The organism is Klebsiella sp. G-Nf4, from assembly GCF_002810615.1.
GTDB classification, from domain to species: domain Bacteria; phylum Pseudomonadota; class Gammaproteobacteria; order Enterobacterales; family Enterobacteriaceae; genus Klebsiella; species Klebsiella variicola.
In genome coordinates, this window is the sequence record NZ_PION01000017.1 from 1 (window position 1) to 19,225 (window position 19,225).

Genomic DNA, 19,225 nt, shown 5'->3' on the forward strand with positions numbered 1-19,225 from the left:
CACTTTGAGTGCCCACACAGATTGTCTGATAAATTGTTAAAGAGCAGTGCCGCTTCGTTTTTCGCTGCGGCGCGGGGTGTGCATATTACGCTTTCCCGCTGCAGAGTCAAGCATTTATTTTTGCTTTCCCCCGCGAGGTTCTCACCGGAACCCCGCTGACCCGGCGGCTTGCTTGCCGTTGTTCCGTGTCAGTGGAGGCGCATTATAGGGAGTAATTCTGAGGTGACAAGGGGAAATTCAAAAAAACTTTTCAACCGTCTCTTTTTTCAACAAAGCGGCGAGGAATGTCGCAAAAAACCGCCGTTTTGCTGTTTTAACCGACGAAACGGGGCGCCTGGTGGCATACTGTTAGAGTAAAGAAAAGAAAGGAACGGCATTTATGTCTTTAAGCGCACAGCAACTGGCGGCACAAAAGAACATCTCCTGGGTACTGGCCGAGAAGCTCGCCCAAAAAATACTGACTGGCGAATATCAGCCGGAAAGCATTCTTCCCGGCGAGATGGAGTTGGGGGAGCAGTTCGGCGTAAGCCGTACCGCCGTCCGTGAAGCGGTGAAGACGCTTACGGCAAAAGGCATGTTGCTACCTCGACCTCGCATTGGCACCCGGGTGATGCCGCGCAGCAGCTGGAACTTCCTGGATAAGGAACTGCTGTCCTGGTGGCTAACAGAAGATAACTTCGAAGAAGTGGTGAGCCACTTTCTCGTCATGCGCAGCAGCCTGGAGCCACAAGCCTGTTTTCTCGCTGCCGCTAATGGCACCACAGAGCAAAAAGCGCAGCTCAATACCTTAATGGAAGAGATGATTGCCTTGAAACGTCATTTTCAGCGCGATCGCTGGATAGATGTCGATATGGCCTGGCATGAACACATCTATGAAATGAGCGGTAATCCATTCCTCAGCTCATTCGCTTCTTTATTTCATTCGGTCTACCACACCTACTTCACGTCGATTACGCAAAATGAAGTGGTGAAGCTCGATCTCCACCAGGCGATTGTCGATGCCATTCTCAACAGTGATGCGCCAGGTGCCTTGCTCGCCTGTCAGGCGTTGTTGAACGCCCCTCACCACGTAAATCAATAACAAGGAATTGGCATGAGCAGAAAAAAAGGGCGCAGCATGGCCGGCCTGCCGTGGATCGCGGCGATGGCCTTCTTTATGCAGGCGCTGGATGCCACCATTCTCAACACCGCCCTCCCGGCTATCGCCCACAGTCTTAATCGTTCTCCCTTAGCAATGCAGTCTGCCATTATCAGCTATACGCTGACGGTGGCGATGCTGATCCCGGTCAGCGGCTGGCTAGCCGATCGCTTTGGTACGCGCCGGGTCTTTATCATCGCTGTTAGCTTGTTCACTTTGGGGTCCCTCGCCTGCGCGCTCTCCAGCTCATTAATGGAGCTGGTCATTTTTCGGGTAATTCAGGGGATCGGCGGGGCGATGATGATGCCGGTGGCGAGACTGGCGCTGCTGCGCGCCTATCCCCGCAGCGAGCTGCTTCCGGTACTCAACTTTGTGACCATGCCAGGTCTGGTGGGGCCGATACTGGGCCCCGTGCTCGGTGGGGTGTTTGTCACCTGGGCCAGCTGGCATTGGATTTTCCTGATAAACATTCCCATCGGCATCATCGGTATTCTCTATGCCCGCAAATACATGCCAAATTTCACGACGCCGCGCAGGCGCTTCGATATAACCGGTTTTCTGTTATTTGGCTTAAGCCTGGTACTGTTTTCCAGCGGTATTGAACTGTTTGGAGAAAAAATCGTGGCGACATGGCTGGCGCTGGCCGTAATTGCCGTCAGTCTGTTACTGCTCGCGGCCTATGTTCGCCACGCGCGCCGCCATCCTGCGCCGCTTATCTCGCTCTCTTTATTTAAGACGCATACTTTCTCAGTCGGCATTGCTGGCAACCTTGCCACGCGTTTAGGTACCGGCTGCGTACCATTCCTGATGCCGCTGATGCTGCAGGTTGGCTTCGGCTATCCGGCCATTATCGCCGGCTGTATGATTGCCCCTACCGCTATCGGCTCCATTATTGCGAAATCTACCGTTACCCAGGTGCTGCGCTGGTTTGGCTATCGTAAGACCCTGGTGGGGATCACGGTATTTATTGGCCTCATGATTGCCCAGTTCTCGCTGCAGTCGCCAGAGATGCCGCTGTGGATGCTTCTTCTGCCACTGTTTGTGCTGGGGATGGCGATGTCCACGCAGTTCACCTCGATGAATACCATTACGCTGGCCGACCTGACGGATGACAATGCCAGCAGCGGTAACAGCCTGCTGGCGGTGACCCAGCAGCTTTCAATCAGTCTCGGGGTGGCCATCAGCGCTGCGGTGTTGCGCTTCTATGAAGGTTTTGACAATGCCAGCACGGTACAGCAGTTTCACTACACCTTTATCACCATGGGCGTGATCACCATCGTGTCGGCATTGATGTTTATGCTGTTAAGAGCGAAGGATGGCCGCAATCTGATTAGCGAGCGGCACAAACGCTAAGCGGAGCCACGAACCACCAGCTCCGGCGTTAACTGAACGCGCTGCTGTTTTTGCTGCGGATCGGCCATTCGATGGATCAGCACATCGATGGCCAGTTCTCCCAGCTCATCTTTTGGCTGGTGAATGGTGGTCAACGGCGGCGTCATATAGCGTGCCAGCTCAATATCATCGTAGCCCACCAGCGCCATGTCCTGCGGGATCTGCAAACCGGCCTGGTACAACGCCTGATAAGCGCCAACCGCCATGGCATCGTTGCCGACAAATACCGCCTGCGGCCGCTGCGGCAAAGCCAGCAGCTGCTGCATCGCGCTAAACCCGCCGCCAAACTCAAAATCACTGGTCACCACGTATCCATCGGCAACCGGCAGGCCGCAGCGCGCCATCGCAGCATGGTAACCTTCAAGGCGCAGACGCGCCGGGGTTTTATCCAGCGGGCCGGCAATACAGGCAATGCGCGAATACCCCTGGTCAATCAGATACTGAGTCGCCATATCGCCGCCAAGCAGCGAGTTATCCTGAATCAGATCGCTATCGCCATCAAAGGGGGCCCAGTCCATCATGACCGTCGGTACCGACGGATAGCGCTGCATAATTTCCGGAGAAGGCTGATGGGTCTCCGTGCACAGCAGCAGTAGTCCATCGACGCGTTTTTGCATTAGCGTCTCCAGATTACGATTCATTCGCTGCTCATCACCTTCCGTATTACAGAGTACGAGGCTATAACCCCGCTCAAAACAGCTGCGCTCCACGCCCCTCACCAGCTCCGAATAAAACGGATTGGTACTGGCGGTAATGAGCATGCCGATAGTGCGGGTTTGATTAAGCTTGAGGCTACGCGCCAGCGCAGAGGGCGCGTAGTTGAGGCTTTTGATCGCAGCGTCTACTTTGGCGGTAATCGCCTCGCTGACAAAACGGTCCTTATTGATGACGTGTGACACCGTCGATGTGGAAACGCCCGCGATGCGGGCCACATCTTTCATCGTAGCCAAGCATTACCCCTGTTGCGCTAAAAATTCATCAATCTCTGTGCGCCACGGCACGGACGGCTGTGCGCCTTTGCGGGTCACGGCGATCGCCGCCGCGGCATGCGCAAAGCGGATCGCTTCTGGCAGGGAAGTCCCTTCCAGCAACGCGGTTACCAGCGCGCCGTTAAAGGTATCACCGGCCGCGATAGTATCAATGGCCTGCACGCGAAAGCCCGGGATCCGACGACTTTCGCCTTCGGCACTGAGCCAGACGCCGCGGCTGCCGAGGGTGATCATCACCGTACCAATGCCTTTGGCATGCAGCACGTCGGCGGCTTTTGCCGCATCCTCGTCGCTCTCAACGCGAATACCGGTCAGCTTTTCCGCTTCGGTTTCGTTGGGGGTAATGATATCCACCAGCGCCAGCAATTCATCTGAGAGCTCACGCGCTGGCGCGGGGTTCAGCACCACGGTAGTCTGATGGTGATGAGCGATTCTCGCCGCCGCCAGCACGCTCTCCAGCGGCGTCTCCAGCTGCATTAACAGTGCCTGTGCGCTGGCGATACGTTCTTTTTCGGCCTCAACCTGGGAGACGGAAAGCGCCGCATTGGCGCCGGCATGAATACCGATGACATTCTCACCTTCGGCGTTCACGAAGATTAACGCCACGCCGGTCGCTTCCCCGGCGACCGCGCGCACGGGCGCCACGTCGATTTTGTCGCTCGCCAGCTGACGACGGATGCGTTCACCGATATCGTCATCGCCGGTGCAGGCGATAAACGCGATATCCGCTCCGCTGCGCCCGGCGGCCACCGCCTGGTTAGCCCCTTTACCACCGAACGCCACCTGATAGTGGTTGCCGGTGACGGTCTCACCCGGCGTCGGGAAAGTGTCAAGGTTAAGAATGTGATCGGCATTGATACTGCCAAGGACGACAAGTTTGCCTGCAGTTTTCATCATTTCTGTTCCCGGGAAAGCGCGCCACCGGAATCCGGTGGCGCATGCCCTGCTTTTCTTTTTTTATATTGTCCCTCGGACCGTTGCCAGTCCGAATCGCATATTACTGCTTAACGACCAGTTTCAGCTCAACCGGGTAGTTAGCTTCCACTTTTTCGCCCTTCAGTACCTTATCAGCCGTCTCAACGCCTTTCGCGCCGATCTGCTCCGGCAACTGTGCGACGGTCGCCGCCAGTTTGCCACTGTTTACTGCTTTTTCGCCATCCGGAGTGCCGTCAAATCCAACCACCATCACATCGGATTTGCCTGCAGTCTGCAGCGCACGCAGAGCGCCGAGCGCCATTTCATCATTTTGCGCGAACACCGCCTGCACGTCAGGGTGTGCGGTCAGCAGGTTCTGCATCACGTTCAGCCCTTTGGTACGGTCGAAATCGGCCGGCTGGCTGGCCAGGACGTTAAACTTGTGCGCCGCCACGGCCTGTTTAAAGCCTTCGCCGCGCTCGCGCGCCGCAGAAGTCCCGGCAATGCCCTGCAGCTCAATGACTTTCGCACTTTCACCCACTTTTTTCGCGATGTAATCGCCAGCCATTTTTCCGCCCTGCACGTTGTCAGACGCAATATGGCTCACGACATCGCCTTTTGTGGCCTGACGGTCAAGGGTGATGACCGGGATTTTCGCCTGGTTTGCCATCTTCACGGCGTTGCCGACGGCATCAGAGTCGGTGGGGTTGATCAGCAGCAGCTTGGCGCCGCGCACCGTTAAATCCTGGACGTTCGCCAGCTCTTTCGCCGGGTTGTTCTGAGAGTCCAGCACCACCAGGTTGTAGCCCAGCTTGTCAGCTTCTTTTTGCGCGCCGTCTTTCAGCGACACGAAGAATGGGTTGTTGAGAGTAGAGATAACCAGAGCGATGGTGTCTTTGGCCATCGCGTTTGCGCTGACGGTCGCACTTAGCGCAACAGCAGAGACCAGGGTCGCCAGTTTTTTCATATTCATAGTTAAGATGTCCTGTAGAGTTCTCAGTTACTGCTTTTTGTTATCTACCAGTACCGCCAGCAAAATCACCACCGCTTTAACGATCATCTGGTAATAGGAAGAAACGCCTAAAAGATTAAGACCATTATTCAGGAAGCCAAGGATCAGCGCGCCAATCAGCGTGCCGACAATGCGTCCTTTGCCGCCCGCGAGGCTGGTGCCACCGAGCACCACCGCCGCAATGGCGTCCAGCTCATAGCCCGTCCCCGCCGTCGGCTGCGCGGAAGAGAGACGCGCCACTTCGATGATCCCGGCCAGCGACGCCAGCATCCCGCACAAGGCGTAGACGATAATTTTGACTTTATTGACGCTAATCCCGGACAGACGCGTCGCCGCTTCATTACCGCCCAGCGCGTAAATATAACGGCCCAGGCGAGTATGGTGCAGCATGTACCAGGCCGCCAGGAAGACAATCGCCATGATCCATACCGGCGTCGGGATCCCCAGCGGACGCCCGATGCCAAACCAGCCAAACAGATCGGCGTTATCGCTAAAGCCGGTGTTGATCGGACTGCCGTTGGTGTACACCATGGTCACGCCGCGCAGCAGCAGCATCATCACCAGAGTGGCGATGAAGGCCTGCACGCGGCCTTTCGCCACAATCACCCCGGTGACTGCGCCGATCGCGGCACCCAATGCGAGGGCAGCAGCGACCGCCACCAGCGCATTAACCTCAATGCCAACAATCGACGCTGCCACCGCACCGGTGAGCGCCAACAGGGAGCCGACGGACAGGTCGATCCCCGAGGTCAGTATAACCAGCGTCATCCCTACCGCCATGATGGCGTTAACGGAGGTCTGTTGCAGGATATTGAACAGGTTAGTGACGGTAAAAAAGTTGGGGCTCATGGTCGATACCACCGCGATCAGCACCAGCAGGGCAATCAGCGATTTTTGCTCCATCAGCCACGCTTTCGTGAAATAACGGCGACCAGTAACAGCCTGGGTTGTCATCTTTCTTACTCCTGATTCACACGGTTAAGCTTGCCCACAGCGGCAGCCATCAATACTTCCTGGGTGGCCTGCTCGCGTGTGAATTCACCGCCGAGATGCCCTTCATGCATAACAATGATGCGATCGCTCATGCCCAACACCTCCGGCATCTCAGAGGAGACCAGAATGATGCTCAGGCCATCGGCTTTGAACTGATTGATGAGCTGGTAGATCTCTTTCTTCGCCCCGACGTCGACGCCGCGGGTCGGTTCATCAAGGATCAGCACCTTTGGCCGGGTCATCAGCCCGCGGGCAATGGCGACCTTTTGCTGGTTGCCGCCGGAAAGCAGGCCGATCGCCTGCTCCATGGACGGCGTTTTGACGTTAAACAGCCGAATGAAATCACTGACCGCCTGCTGTTCATCTTTATGTTTGAGGCTGCCGCCCGCCCGGCTGAAGTAGCGCAGCGCAGTCAGGGACATGTTTTCTTTTACCGACATCCCGAGAACCAGGCCATCGCGCTTACGATCTTCGGAGATATAGACAATGCCGTTCGCCAGACCGTCCTGCGGCGAGCGGGTCACCACTTCATGGCCATCCAGCGTCACGGAGCCGCTGCTGCGCGGCAGCGCGCCGTACAGCACTTTCATCAGTTCGGTCCGTCCGGCGCCCATCAGCCCGGCGACACCCAGGATTTCCCCCTGGCGCAAGGTAAAGGTCACGTTTTCCACGCCCGGGCCGCAGAGATTATCGACCTTCAGGCGCACCGCGCCCGGCGCCTTATCGAGATGTGGATATTGATCTTCCAGCTTACGGCCGACCATCATCTCGATCAGTCGGTCCTCATCCAGCGAAGCCACTTCGCGCTCGGCGATAAACTGCCCGTCGCGAAAGACGGTGACGTCGTCGCAAATCTCGAAGATCTCTTTCATACGGTGGGAGATATAGACAATGCCGCGCCCCTGTGACTTCAGTTCGCGGATGACGCGGAACAGCGATTCAGTTTCGGTATCGGTCAGCGCATCGGTCGGTTCATCCATAATGATGACCTTTGACTCGAAGCTCAGCACTTTGGCGATCTCCACCATTTGCTGATCGCCAATCGACAGATCGCCCACCAGCTTCTGGCTGTTAAAGCGGAGATTCAGCTTTGCCAGCAGCTTGTCGGCTTCGGTATACATCTGCTTCCAGTCGATTTTGCCGAAGCGGTTAACGAACTCGCGGCCAAGGAAGATGTTCTCGGCAATCGTTAATTGCGGGATCAGGTTCAGTTCCTGGTGGATGATGCCGATCCCGGCTTCCTGGGAGGATTTTGGGCCGTTAAAGGTCGTCTCTTTGCCTAACCACAGCAAAGAGCCGGCATCACGGGTGTAGATCCCGGTCAGCACCTTCATCATAGTGGACTTGCCAGCGCCATTCTCTCCTACCAGCGCCATTACCCGACCGGCATAGACATTCAGCGCCGCGCCGGAGAGCGCCTTGACGCCAGGGAACGCTTTATCGATCCCTTTCAGTTGCAATAAGGCTTCCATGACGGCGACCTCAGAACGTGACGCCGGCACAGAGAATGATATTCGCAAACGGGGAACACTCCCCGCTGCGAATTACCGCCTGACTGTCTGCGGTTTGTTTTTTGAACTGCTCATGGCTGGTGTAACGAATTTCAATGGTATTTCCCTGGTGCTGCTGCAGCTGCTCAAGGTGAGTGAGCAACGTCGCGTGGAGCTGCGGATTATGGGTTTTAATCTCTTCCGCGATAACAGCCGCTTCAACCTGCATTTCCGTCGTCACCACTTCCAGCACCTGCATAAATGAAGGTACGCCCTGCGTCAGCGCCATATCAATGCGCGTGCTGCTGCGGGGAACCGGTAATCCGGCATCGCAGACCACCAGCGTATCGGTGTGGCCCAGGCGGGAGATGACCGCGGAAATATCAGCGTTAAGTACGGTGCCTTTTTTCATTTTTTCTCTTTTGCTCCACTAGCGAAACGTTTCGCTAACATAATTATTATCAATGCGTGAGCAGAAAACCATCATCAGAGAAGAGAAATGTGATCGCCATCGAAACGTTTCGCGAAGCATAGACAGGACGTTACAGCCGGAGTGAGAAACAAAAAGCCCTTCGCAATGGAAGGGCTTTTTTTACATCATATTTCGACCTGGGTACCGAGCTCGATAACCCGGTTTGGCGGGATTTCAAACTGATCCGGCGCGCGCAAGGCGTTACGCTGCAGCAGCAGATAAAGCTTGCCGCGCAGACGCAGATACCACGGTCGTTTGCCGATAATCAGCGACTCATGCGACATAAAGAACGAGGTCTCCATCATCCGGCAGCTGAGTCCTTCCAGGCCACAGCGATGGAATACTTCTTCAACGTTTGGCGTTTCCCGCCAGCCGTAGCTGGCCACCACCCGCCAGAACGACGGCGACAGCTGCTCGATCTGCACCCGGCGAACGTTATGCACGTAAGGCGCGTCTTCGGTGCGCAAGGTCAGAAGGATCACTCGCTCATGCAGCACCTTGTTGTGCTTCAGGTTATGCAGCAGGGCAAACGGGATCACGTTCAGGGCGCGGGACATATACACCGCGGTACCCGGCACACGCACCGGCGGTGACTTCTCCAGCGAAGAGATCATCGCTTCCAGCGAGTTACCGTGCTCGTGCATCCGGCGCAGCAGGCGGAAACGCTCGCTCTTCCAGGTGGTCATCACCGTAAACATCACCAGCCCCAGAGACAACGGTAGCCAGCCACCGGAGACAATCTTATCGAGGTTCGCCGAGAACAGCGGGATATCGATACACAGGAAGGCCACCAGCATCAGGCCGACAAACAGCTTATTCCAGTGCCAGTTTTTGCGCGCCACCGTTGCCGACAGAATGGAGGTCAGCACCATGGTGCCCGTTACCGCGATACCGTACGCCGCCGCCAGATTAGACGAATGCTCAAAGCTGACAATGACGATGACCACAGAAACGTACAGCAGCCAGTTAATGAACGGGATGTAAATCTGCCCGGACTCCATTTCCGAGGTGTGGATAATGCGCATCGGCGACAGATAGCCCAGACGCACTGCCTGACGGGTCAGGGAGAAGACCCCGGAGATCACCGCCTGCGAGGCGATAACCGTCGCCAGCGTGGCGATAATCAGCATCGGGATCAGCGCCCACTCCGGCGCCAGCAGGAAGAACGGGTTTTTAATCGCTTCCGGGTGCTTCAGCAGCAGCGCGCCCTGGCCAAAGTAGTTCAGCACCAGCGAGGGCAGCACGACGGAGAACCAGGCCACGCGGATCGGCAGTTTGCCAAAGTGCCCCATATCGGCGTACAGCGCTTCCACCCCGGTAATCGACAGCACCACCGCACCGAGCGCAATAAAGGAAACCGTTTTGTACTGCAGGAAAAAGTGCACCGCCCAGTAGGGGTTTAGTGCCTGCAGAACTTCCGGGTTATCGAGGATGCTGCGCGCGCCAAGCACTGCCAGCAACAGGAACCAAATCAGCATAATCGGCGCAAACAGCTTACCGACCATTCCGGTCCCGTGCTTCTGGATCACAAACAGCAGGGTCAGCACGATAATGGAGATAGGGACAATCCAGGTATCAAGCTGCGGGGCGATAATTTCTAACCCCTCTATCGCCGACATAACGGAAATCGCCGGCGTAATCACCACTTCGCCATAGAAGAAGCTACCGCCGATCAGGCCGAGGATCACCAGTACGGAGGTCATTCGGGCCGAGGTATTACGTCCGGCCAGCGACATCAGCGTTAAGATCCCCCCTTCCCCGGCGTTATCCGCCCGCATTACGAAGGTGATGTATTTAATCGATACGGTAAAGATTAACAGCCAGAAAATCAGCGACAAAAAGCCAAACACGGCATCGCGCTCAACGCCAAAGCCGAACTGACCTGACAGGCATTCGCGCAAGGTATACAGTGGACTGGTACCGATATCGCCGTACACCACGCCGATGGCCGCCAACGTTAATGCCGGCAACGATTGTTTATTATCAGTGCTCATAGACTAGTCTTTTCGTTTATAAAACAAATGTGTGCCTAGTCCCTTGGCCCACAAAAAGCGCACAGTATGCACGATTATTTGCGAAATCGTACCCCTAACAGACACCATATTAACCTGGCTCAAAAAAAATAAATCGATTCTTCAGGCTATTACCGCCCCTGCTCTAACATCTATACTCGACCCAATAACGATACATGACAAAGCACGCAACTCAATTATGGCTCAAACACATTTACTGGCTGAAAGAATTTCCCGGCTCAGCACCGCACTCGAAAAAGGACTCTTTGAACGCAGCCACGCGATACGCCTTTGCCTGCTGGCGGCGCTCAGCGGCGAGAGCGTTTTTTTGCTCGGCCCACCGGGGATCGCCAAAAGCCTGATTGCCCGCCGCCTCAAGTTCGCCTTCCAGCAGGCGCGCGCTTTTGAATACCTGATGACCCGCTTCTCCACCCCGGAAGAGGTTTTTGGGCCACTGTCCATTCAGGCGCTGAAAGATGAAGGCCGTTACGAACGTTTAACCGCCGGCTACCTGCCGGAAGCAGAAATCGTGTTTCTCGATGAAATATGGAAAGCGGGTCCGGCCATCCTCAACACCCTGCTGACGGCGATTAACGAACGTCACTTCCGCAATGGCGCGCACGAAGAGAAAATCCCGATGCGCCTGCTGGTGGCCGCGTCGAACGAACTCCCCGAAGCCGACAGCAGTCTGGAAGCGCTGTATGACCGAATGCTGATCCGTCTGTGGCTTGATAAAGTGCAGGATAAAGGTAATTTCCGTTCAATGCTGGTCAGCCAGCAGGATGAAAACATCAATCCAGTGCCCAGCGCGCTGCAGGTTAGCGACGAAGAGTTTACCCAATGGCAGCAGCAGATCGGCAATATCAAACTGCCAGACGCGGTGTTTGAGCTGATATTCCAGCTCCGCCAGCAGCTGGATGCTCTACCAAATGCGCCGTACGTCTCGGATCGCCGTTGGAAAAAGGCCATTCGCCTGCTGCAGGCCAGCGCCTTCTTCAGCGGGCGCGACAGCATCGCGCCGATAGATCTGATCCTGCTGAAAGATTGTCTGTGGCACAACGTCGAGAGCATGAACCTGATGTCGCAGCAGCTGGAAACGCTAATGACCTGCCACGCCTGGCAACAGCAGGCGATGCTGACGCGGCTGGGGGCCATTGTCCAGCGACGCATTCAGATCCAACAGCAGCAAAGCGACAAAACGGCGCTGAAGGTCACCCGCCTTGGCGGGATGTTTAGCCGCAAACCGCACTATGAACTGCCGGCGGAGATCCAGGGGGCCACCCTGACGCTGCTGCTGCAGCAGCCGCTCAAACTTCACGATATGGAAGTGATCCACATTACTTTTGAACGCGAGGCGTTAGCCAGCTGGCTGGAAAAAGGCGGTGAGATCCGCGGTAAGCTCAACGGGATCGGCTTTGCCCAACTGCTCAATATGGATGTCGACACCAGCCAGCACCTGGTCGTCCGCGACGTCAGCCTGCAGGGCTCACGCCTCGCGCTGCCCGGTAGCGCATCGCAGGAGAACATGCCGGCAGAAATTCGCCAACAGCTGGAGGCGCTCGATGATGAGTGGCACCAGCAACACAACCGCTTCAGCGAGCAGCAAAAGTGTCTGTTTATCCCGGTCGAGTGGCTGGGAAGAATCGAAGCCAGCCTGCAGGACGTCGGCGCGCAGATTAAACAGGCGAAGCAGCCATGACGCTCGATATGCTGAATGTCATGCTGGCAGTCAGCGAAGAGGGAATGATCGAGGAGATGCTGCTGGCGCTGCTGGCCTCTCCTCAGCTGGCGGTGTTCTTTGAGAAATTTCCCCGCCTGAAAAACATCATCGCGGCGGATATTCCACGCTGGCGTGAAGCCGTTCGCGCCCGTTTGAAAGAAGTTAACGTCCCGCCGGATCTGGACGCCGAAGTGCAAACCTATCAGCAGGCTCAGCTGCTCTCTACCTCGCAGTTTATCGTCCAGCTCCCGCAGATCCTCGGCAAACTGCACCAGCTACAGTCTCCTTTTGCCGCTCAGGCGCAGAAGCTGGTGGATGACAATGCCACCTTTACTCCGGCGCTGCATACGCTGTTTTTACAGCGCTGGCGCCTGAGCCTGGTGGTGCAAGCCACCAGCCTTAACCAGCAACTGCTGGATGAAGAACGCGACCAGTTACTCAGTGAGGTCCAGGAACGAATGACGCTCAGCGGTCAGCTCGATCCGGTACTGGCGGAAAATGACACTGCCGCCGGGCGTCTGTGGGATATGAGCGCTGGCGAACTCAAACGCGGCGACTATCAGCTGATCGTGCGCTATGGCGATTTTCTCAACCAGCAGCCGGAACTGCTGCAGCTGGCGGAACAACTCGGGCGTTCACGGGAAGCGAAATCCGTGCCGAAGAAAGACGCCCCGATGGAAACCTTTCGCAGCCTGGTGCGCGAGCCGGCGACAGTACCGGAGCAAGTCGACGGCCTTCAGCAGAGTGACGACATTCTGCGGCTGCTGCCGCCGGAGCTGGCGACGCTCGGCATCACGGAGCTGGAGTTTGAATTTTATCGCAAGCTGGTGGAGAAGCAGCTGCTCACCTACCGGCTGCATGGCGACGCCTGGCGTGAGAAAATCACCGAACGCCCGGTAACACGGCAGGATTTTGATGAACAGCCGCGCGGGCCCTTTATTGTCTGCGTCGATACGTCAGGGTCGATGGGCGGTTTTAACGAGCAGTGCGCTAAGGCCTTTTGTCTGGCCCTGATGCGCGTCGCGCTGGCCGATAACCGTCGCTGCTTTATTATGCTGTTCTCCAGCGAAGTGGTGCATTACGAACTGACCAGCGAGCGCGGGCTGGAGCAGGCGATCCGCTTTTTAAGCCAGCGCTTTCGCGGCGGTACCGATCTGGCCAGCTGTTTTCGCGCCATTATTGAACGTCTGCAAAACCCGCAGTGGGTGGATGCGGATGCCGTCGTGATCTCTGACTTTATCGCCCAGCGGTTGCCGGATGAGGTGATTGCTCAGGTGGGGGAGTTACAGCGTAAGCACCAGCACCGTTTTCACGCGGTGGCGATGTCGGTACACGGCAAACCCGGCATCATGCGCATCTTCGATCATATCTGGCGCTTTGATACCGGGCTGCGTAGCCGCCTGCTGCGACGCTGGCGGCGCTAATTCATTACAGCAGCGCGGAAACGCTTTCGCGAACCTGGGCCGGCCATACGCCGCACTGTACCTGGCCGATATGGTCAAGCTGCAGCAGCAGCATCGTCAGACGAGACTGGCCAATGCCGCCGCCGATAGTCTGCGGCATCTCGCCGCGCAGCAGCGCCTGGTGCCATTCAAGCTGTAGGCGATCTTCATCGCCGGTCACGGCCAGCTGGCGCTTCAGCGCTTCGGCGTCAACGCGGATCCCCATTGAGGAGATCTCGAAAGCATCTTCCAGCACCGGGTTCCACACCAGGATATCGCCGTTCAGACCGGCAAAGCCTTCAGAAACCTCTGTGCTCCAGTCATCGTAATCCGGCGCACGCACGTCGTGGCGCTTACCGTCAGACAGTTTGCCGCCGATACCAATTAAGAAGACGGCCCCCAACTCTTTGGCAATGGCTCGCTCACGGCCTTTGGCATCAAGATCGGGATAGCGGCTCAGCAGCTCCTGGCTGTGAACAAAATGGATCTGTTCCGGCAGAAACGGCTTCAGGCCAAATTCCTGGCTGACCGCCAGCTCGGTAGCTTTGATCCCGGCGTAGATCGCCTCGACGGTTGCCTTCAGAGTGCCGACGTGACGCTCTTCATCGCCCATCACGCGCTCCCAGTCCCACTGGTCGACATAGACGGAATGGATAGGCGTCAGACGGTCTTCATCGGGGCGAAGGGCCTTCATGTGCGTGTAAAGCCCTTCGCCCGCGCTGAAGTCGTGTTGTCCCAGGGTTTGACGCTTCCACTTCGCCAGCGAATGAACCACTTCGAACTGGGCGTCGGGCAGTGTTTTCACTTTTACCTGAACCGCTTTCTCGCAGCCGGACAAGTTATCCTGCGTCCCATCGCCCACGCGGCTTAAGATTGGCGCCTGGACTTCAATCAGGCCAAGCTTCTCTTCCAGCTGACGGGAAAAGTGGGATTTAACGAAACTGATCTGGCGTTGTTTTGCGATATATGCGGTTTTCATTTTTATAACTCCTGCGTCCTGTTGCCATTGATTAAGCAACAAAACAGGGCCGCAATACAATAATCAATCAATAAAAAGCCGCATCGACTTTTAATTCATCAAAATATGGCGCTAAAATAGCAAGAACCCTCAAACTTCATAAGAAAAAGATATGGAAAATTATCAGATCGACAATCTGGACCGCGGCATTCTCGATGCGCTGATGGCCAACGCTCGTACCGCCTACGCCGAACTGGCCAAACAGTTCAGCGTCAGCCCAGGCACCATCCACGTACGTGTTGAGAAGATGAAGCAGGCGGGCATCATTACCGGCGCGCGCATTGACGTTAGCCCCAAGCAACTGGGCTATGATGTCGGCTGCTTTATCGGCATTATTCTCAAGAGCGCCAAGGACTACCCTTCCGCCCTTGCTCGCCTGGAAAGCCTGGAGGAGGTCACCGAGGCTTATTACACCACCGGCCACTACAGCATCTTTATTAAGGTGATGTGTAAATCCATCGATGCCCTGCAGCAGGTACTTATCAACAAGATCCAAACAATTGATGAAATTCAGTCCACCGAGACGCTGATCGTGCTGCAGAACCCGATCATGCGTACCATCAAGCCCTGATCGCTTTTTTTAATCCCACATTTTTCCACAGGTAGATCCCAGCTCGCTCACAGCGTACAATACGCCACTCTGAACAGTTGAGCGGGCGATCGGCGATCATGGCAGACATTACACTTATCAGCGGCAGCACCCTGGGCAGTGCGGAATATGTAGCAGAGCATCTGGCGGAAAAGCTGGAAGAAGCCGGCTACAGCACTGAAATCCAGCACGGTCCGCTGGTTGACGATCTGCAGGCGGAAGGGATCTGGTTAGTTATCTCTTCAACGCATGGCGCCGGCGACATTCCCGACAACCTGGTTCCCTTCTATGACGCATTGCTGGAGCAGAAGGCCGATCTTTCCGCCGTGCGCTTTGGCGCCATCGGGATCGGCAGCCGCGAATACGACACCTTCTGCGGCGCGATCGATAAATTAGAAGCAGCATTGAAGGCCAGCGGCGCAAAACAGATCGGCGAAACGCTGAAAATTAACGTACTGGAACATGAAATTCCGGAGGATCCAGCGGAAATCTGGCTGGGATCCTGGAAAAATTTGCTCTGAGAATTGTAAAGATCGTCGGATCTTCTGTGGATAACCATGCTTAAAAGCTTGGATCAACCGGTAGTTATCCAAAGAATAACCGTCGTATGGTTTTTGTGCTGTGTATAACCCTTCATTTTGATCCCAGCTTATACGGACCAGGATCACCGATCATTCACAGATAGTGATCCTTCTTAAGCATTTGATCTTACTTCGCGGATCCGACTTATCCACAAAGAGAGTCGATCCTAATAAGAGATCACAATAGAACAGATCTCTATATAAAGATCTTCTTTTTAATACTCAGGATCCCGGAGTCTTTCTCAAAAGAGCAAAGCCGAGTAGAATCCACGGCCCGGGCTTCAATCCATTTTCAAACCGCGTTATGCGAGGCAGATCACCATGTTTTATCAGGATCCTTTTGACGTCATTATCATTGGCGGGGGTCATGCAGGCACTGAGGCCGCGATGGCCGCAGCGCGAATGGGCCAACAAACCCTGCTTTTGACACACAATATCGACACGCTGGGGCAGATGAGCTGCAACCCGGCGATTGGCGGCATTGGGAAAGGACACCTGGTAAAAGAAGTGGACGCACTTGGCGGGTTGATGGCAACCGCAATCGATCAGGCGGGTATTCAGTTTAGGATACTAAACGCCAGCAAAGGGCCCGCGGTACGTGCCACTCGTGCCCAGGCAGACCGCGTGCTGTATCGTCAGGCGGTACGCACCGCGCTGGAGAACCAGCCGAACCTGATGATCTTCCAGCAGGCGGTGGAAGATCTGATTGTGGAAAACGATCGCGTCGTGGGTGCCGTCACTCAGATGGGCCTCAAATTCCGCGCTAAAGCGGTGGTGTTGACCGTCGGGACCTTCCTCGATGGCAAAATTCATATTGGTCTGGACAACTACAGCGGCGGCCGTGCCGGCGATCCGCCGTCAATCCCGCTGTCTCGTCGTCTGCGTGAGCTGCCGCTGCGTGTAAGTCGTCTGAAAACAGGTACCCCGCCACGTATTGACGCCCGCACCATCGATTTCAGCGTGCTGGCGCAACAGCACGGCGATAACCCAATGCCGGTCTTCTCGTTCATGGGATCCGCGGATCAGCATCCGCGCCAGGTGCCGTGCTATATCACCCATACCAACGAGAAAACCCATGACGTGATCCGCAATAACCTCGATCGCAGCCCAATGTACGCCGGAGTGATCGAAGGGATCGGGCCACGCTATTGCCCGTCGATCGAAGACAAAGTCATGCGCTTTGCCGATCGCAATCAGCATCAGATCTTCCTTGAACCGGAAGGCCTGACCTCAAACGAAATTTATCCGAACGGTATCTCCACCAGCCTGCCGTTTGATGTGCAAATGCAAATCGTCCGCTCAATGCAGGGGATGGAGAACGCGCGGATCGTCCGTCCTGGCTACGCCATTGAGTACGATTTCTTCGACCCACGCGATCTGAAGCCAACACTCGAGAGCAAATTCATTCAGGGTCTGTTCTTTGCCGGACAGATCAACGGTACCACCGGTTATGAAGAAGCCGCTGCTCAGGGTCTGCTGGCCGGTCTTAACGCCGCCCGCTTCTCTGCGGAAAAAGAGGGCTGGGCGCCACGTCGCGATCAGGCTTATCTCGGCGTGCTGGTGGATGACCTGTGCACCCTGGGTACCAAAGAACCGTACCGCATGTTTACCTCCCGTGCCGAATATCGTCTGATGCTGCGCGAAGATAACGCCGACCTGCGCCTGACCGAACAGGGGCGCGAACTGGGTCTGGTGGACGATGAACGCTGGGCGCGGTACAACGAGAAGCTGGAAAGCATTGAACGTGAACGCCAGCGTCTGAAATCGACCTGGGTGAACCCGCAGGCAGAGAGCGCTGCCGAAGTGAACGCTCACTTGACCGCGCCGTTGTCACGTGAAGCGAGTGGTGAAGATCTGCTGCGTCGTCCAGAAATGACCTACGAACAGCTGGTACAGCTGTCGCCGTTCGCGCCAGGCCTGCAGGATCAACAAGCGGCCGAGCAGGTAGAGATCCAGGTGAAGTATGAGGGTTATATCGCGCGCCAGCAGGATGAGATCGAGAAACAGCAGCGTAACGAGAATACCGTGCTGCCGGCGACGCTCGATTACCGCCAGGTCACCGGGCTGTCTAACGAAGTGATCGCCAAACTGAACGACCATAAGCCGTCGTCGATAGGGCAGGCGTCACGTATTTCCGGGATCACGCCGGCGGCGATCTCTATTTTGCTGGTCTGGCTGAAAAAGCAGGGGATGCTGCGCCGCAGCGCCTGATTGCGGCCACCTGCCAGCGCTGATTTCGCAGTTGCATAATCAGCGTTCGCCTTTATCATTCATAGCCCGGTAAGCGTTAGCGCCTCCGGGCTCATTATTTTTTGAAGGTACTGACCGTGCTCAACAAACTTTCTCGTCTGCTGGATGAAGCGGGTATTTCGCTCACCGATCACCAGAAAAACCAGCTGGTGGCCTACGTCGGGCTGCTCGATAAGTGGAACAAAGCCTATAATCTGACTTCCGTTCGCGATCCGAATGAGATGCTGGTGCGTCATATCCTCGACAGCATCATCGTGGCGCCTTATCTGCAGGGTTCGCGCTTTATCGATGTCGGGACCGGACCGGGGCTCCCTGGCATTCCACTGGCCATCGTGCGTCCGGAGTCGCATTTCACCCTGCTGGACAGTCTTGGCAAGCGCGTGCGCTTCCTGCGTCAGGTGCAGCATGAACTGAATCTGGAGAACATTACTCCGGTGCAAAGTCGCGTGGAAGCCTTCCCTGCCGAACCGCCGTTTGATGGGGTCATCAGTCGCGCCTTCGCGTCGCTCAATGATATGGTGAGCTGGTGCCATCATCTGCCGGCGGCGAACGGTCACTTCTATGCGCTCAAAGGGTTAGCGCAAAAAGAAGAAATGGAAAATCTGCCGGAAGGGTATGCCATTGCCGAGGTGATTGAGCTGCATGTTCCTCAGCTGGAAGGGGAGCGGCACCTGGTGGTGATCACGCCAAAATCGCGTTAGTTTTTATCAAAAAATGTGGAAAAAATGTGGCCTGCGGATGTTACAAAAATAAAGGTCACCTTCCGATATTATCGGGCTGCATTTAACCATGTTTTTACTATGGCTTTTCTTGCAGTTAACTTAGCGTAAGTGATTCACTGACAAAATAGTCAACTTTGAAAATATCAGGGTGCTAAAAATCGACACGGATAAACAGCATAGTGATGTTAAATTTTTATTATAAATGTCAATAAAAGGTTTTTATTGTATGTGGGGTTGTTTTAGATAATGTCCTCACTTTTTATCTTGAATATCAAAAGCATGAAAAATAGTGTTTTATGTCCTTGATTCATTAAAGGGCACGTGAAATGTTTATTATGTGATCTAATGCACGCTTTAATTGCCGTGTTTACTCACTATTTGCAGTTTTGTATGACCGCTCACAGAACGCTGAAATGCACGGAAAGTTGTCCGTTGGAAAATAATTAAACATTTATTCACTATTTTGCTACTTATTGTTTGAATTCACGGG

General features: G+C 55.5%; 16 protein-coding genes. 8 read left to right on the forward strand and 8 right to left on the reverse strand.

From position 1 onward, the window contains the following. Positions 1 to 379 precede the first annotated feature (379 nt). Both CWM57_RS25165 and mdtD read left to right on the forward strand, forming a co-directional pair. Complete coding sequence (locus CWM57_RS25165) at positions 380 to 1,081, forward strand: FadR/GntR family transcriptional regulator (RefSeq protein ID WP_074385285.1); 702 nt, start codon at positions 380 to 382, stop codon at positions 1,079 to 1,081. Positions 1,082 to 1,093: 12 nt separating this feature from the next. Further along, positions 1,094 to 2,491, forward strand: coding sequence for a multidrug transporter subunit MdtD (mdtD, locus tag CWM57_RS25170; protein ID WP_100676558.1), 1,398 nt, complete (start codon positions 1,094 to 1,096; stop codon positions 2,489 to 2,491). On the opposite strand, the gene rbsR is transcribed toward mdtD, so the two are convergent. From rbsR to kup, 7 genes are all read right to left on the reverse strand, one after another. Beyond that, on the reverse strand, positions 2,488 to 3,480 hold the full coding sequence (gene rbsR, locus CWM57_RS25175; protein ID WP_074385287.1) for a ribose operon transcriptional repressor RbsR: 993 nt from the start codon (positions 3,478 to 3,480) through the stop codon (positions 2,488 to 2,490). The two genes, mdtD and rbsR, sit on opposite strands and share 4 nt — an antisense overlap. 3 nt (positions 3,481 to 3,483) lie before the next feature. Next, a complete protein-coding gene (rbsK, locus tag CWM57_RS25180) occupies positions 3,484 to 4,416 on the reverse strand; it encodes a ribokinase (protein ID WP_162678220.1) in 933 nt (310 codons plus the stop codon). 100 nt (positions 4,417 to 4,516) lie between these two features. Further along, positions 4,517 to 5,407: a ribose ABC transporter substrate-binding protein RbsB gene (rbsB, locus tag CWM57_RS25185; protein WP_012969238.1), complete on the reverse strand. Its 891-nt coding sequence runs from the start codon at positions 5,405 to 5,407 to the stop codon at positions 4,517 to 4,519. 27 nt (positions 5,408 to 5,434) lie between these two features. Beyond that, positions 5,435 to 6,400, reverse strand: a complete 966-nt coding sequence (gene rbsC / locus CWM57_RS25190) for a ribose ABC transporter permease (RefSeq protein WP_048268358.1) — start codon at positions 6,398 to 6,400, stop codon at positions 5,435 to 5,437. 5 nt (positions 6,401 to 6,405) lie between these two features. After that, a complete protein-coding gene (gene rbsA / locus CWM57_RS25195; protein ID WP_022064880.1) occupies positions 6,406 to 7,911 on the reverse strand; it encodes a ribose ABC transporter ATP-binding protein RbsA in 1,506 nt (501 codons plus the stop codon). A gap of 10 nt (positions 7,912 to 7,921) precedes the next feature. Continuing rightward, complete coding sequence (gene rbsD, locus CWM57_RS25200) at positions 7,922 to 8,341, reverse strand: D-ribose pyranase (protein ID WP_002882527.1); 420 nt, start codon at positions 8,339 to 8,341, stop codon at positions 7,922 to 7,924. Between the two features lie 185 nt (positions 8,342 to 8,526). Then, complete coding sequence (gene kup / locus CWM57_RS25205; RefSeq protein WP_012543298.1) at positions 8,527 to 10,395, reverse strand: low affinity potassium transporter Kup; 1,869 nt, start codon at positions 10,393 to 10,395, stop codon at positions 8,527 to 8,529. A 217-nt stretch (positions 10,396 to 10,612) separates the two neighbouring features. On the opposite strand from kup, the gene ravA reads away from it, so the two are divergent. After that, complete coding sequence (gene ravA / locus CWM57_RS25210; protein ID WP_100676559.1) at positions 10,613 to 12,112, forward strand: ATPase RavA; 1,500 nt, start codon at positions 10,613 to 10,615, stop codon at positions 12,110 to 12,112. Further along, entirely contained in the window at positions 12,109 to 13,557 is a 1,449-nt protein-coding gene (viaA, locus tag CWM57_RS25215) for an ATPase RavA stimulator ViaA (RefSeq protein ID WP_008806714.1), read from the forward strand. Before ravA ends, viaA begins: the two co-directional genes overlap by 4 nt. A 4-nt stretch (positions 13,558 to 13,561) precedes the next feature. On the opposite strand, the gene asnA is transcribed toward viaA, so the two are convergent. After that, positions 13,562 to 14,554 carry an aspartate--ammonia ligase gene (asnA, locus tag CWM57_RS25220; RefSeq protein WP_032733977.1) on the reverse strand — a complete coding sequence of 331 codons (993 nt, stop codon included), beginning with the start codon at positions 14,552 to 14,554 and terminating at the stop codon, positions 13,562 to 13,564. Positions 14,555 to 14,705: 151 nt separating this feature from the next. On the opposite strand from asnA, the gene asnC reads away from it, so the two are divergent. The 4 genes from asnC (at position 14,706) to rsmG (ending at position 18,714) form a co-directional block, all read left to right on the forward strand. Next, positions 14,706 to 15,164 (forward strand): transcriptional regulator AsnC, encoded by a 459-nt coding sequence (gene asnC / locus CWM57_RS25225; RefSeq protein WP_002882510.1) that lies wholly within the window; start codon positions 14,706 to 14,708, stop codon positions 15,162 to 15,164. A 98-nt stretch (positions 15,165 to 15,262) separates the two neighbouring features. Then, positions 15,263 to 15,703 (forward strand): FMN-binding protein MioC, encoded by a 441-nt coding sequence (mioC, locus tag CWM57_RS25230; RefSeq protein WP_008806716.1) that lies wholly within the window; start codon positions 15,263 to 15,265, stop codon positions 15,701 to 15,703. A gap of 381 nt (positions 15,704 to 16,084) precedes the next feature. Next, complete coding sequence (gene mnmG / locus CWM57_RS25235; RefSeq protein WP_061156287.1) at positions 16,085 to 17,974, forward strand: tRNA uridine-5-carboxymethylaminomethyl(34) synthesis enzyme MnmG; 1,890 nt, start codon at positions 16,085 to 16,087, stop codon at positions 17,972 to 17,974. A gap of 116 nt (positions 17,975 to 18,090) precedes the next feature. After that, complete coding sequence (gene rsmG / locus CWM57_RS25240; protein ID WP_050887797.1) at positions 18,091 to 18,714, forward strand: 16S rRNA (guanine(527)-N(7))-methyltransferase RsmG; 624 nt, start codon at positions 18,091 to 18,093, stop codon at positions 18,712 to 18,714. Positions 18,715 to 19,225: the final 511 nt, after the last annotated feature.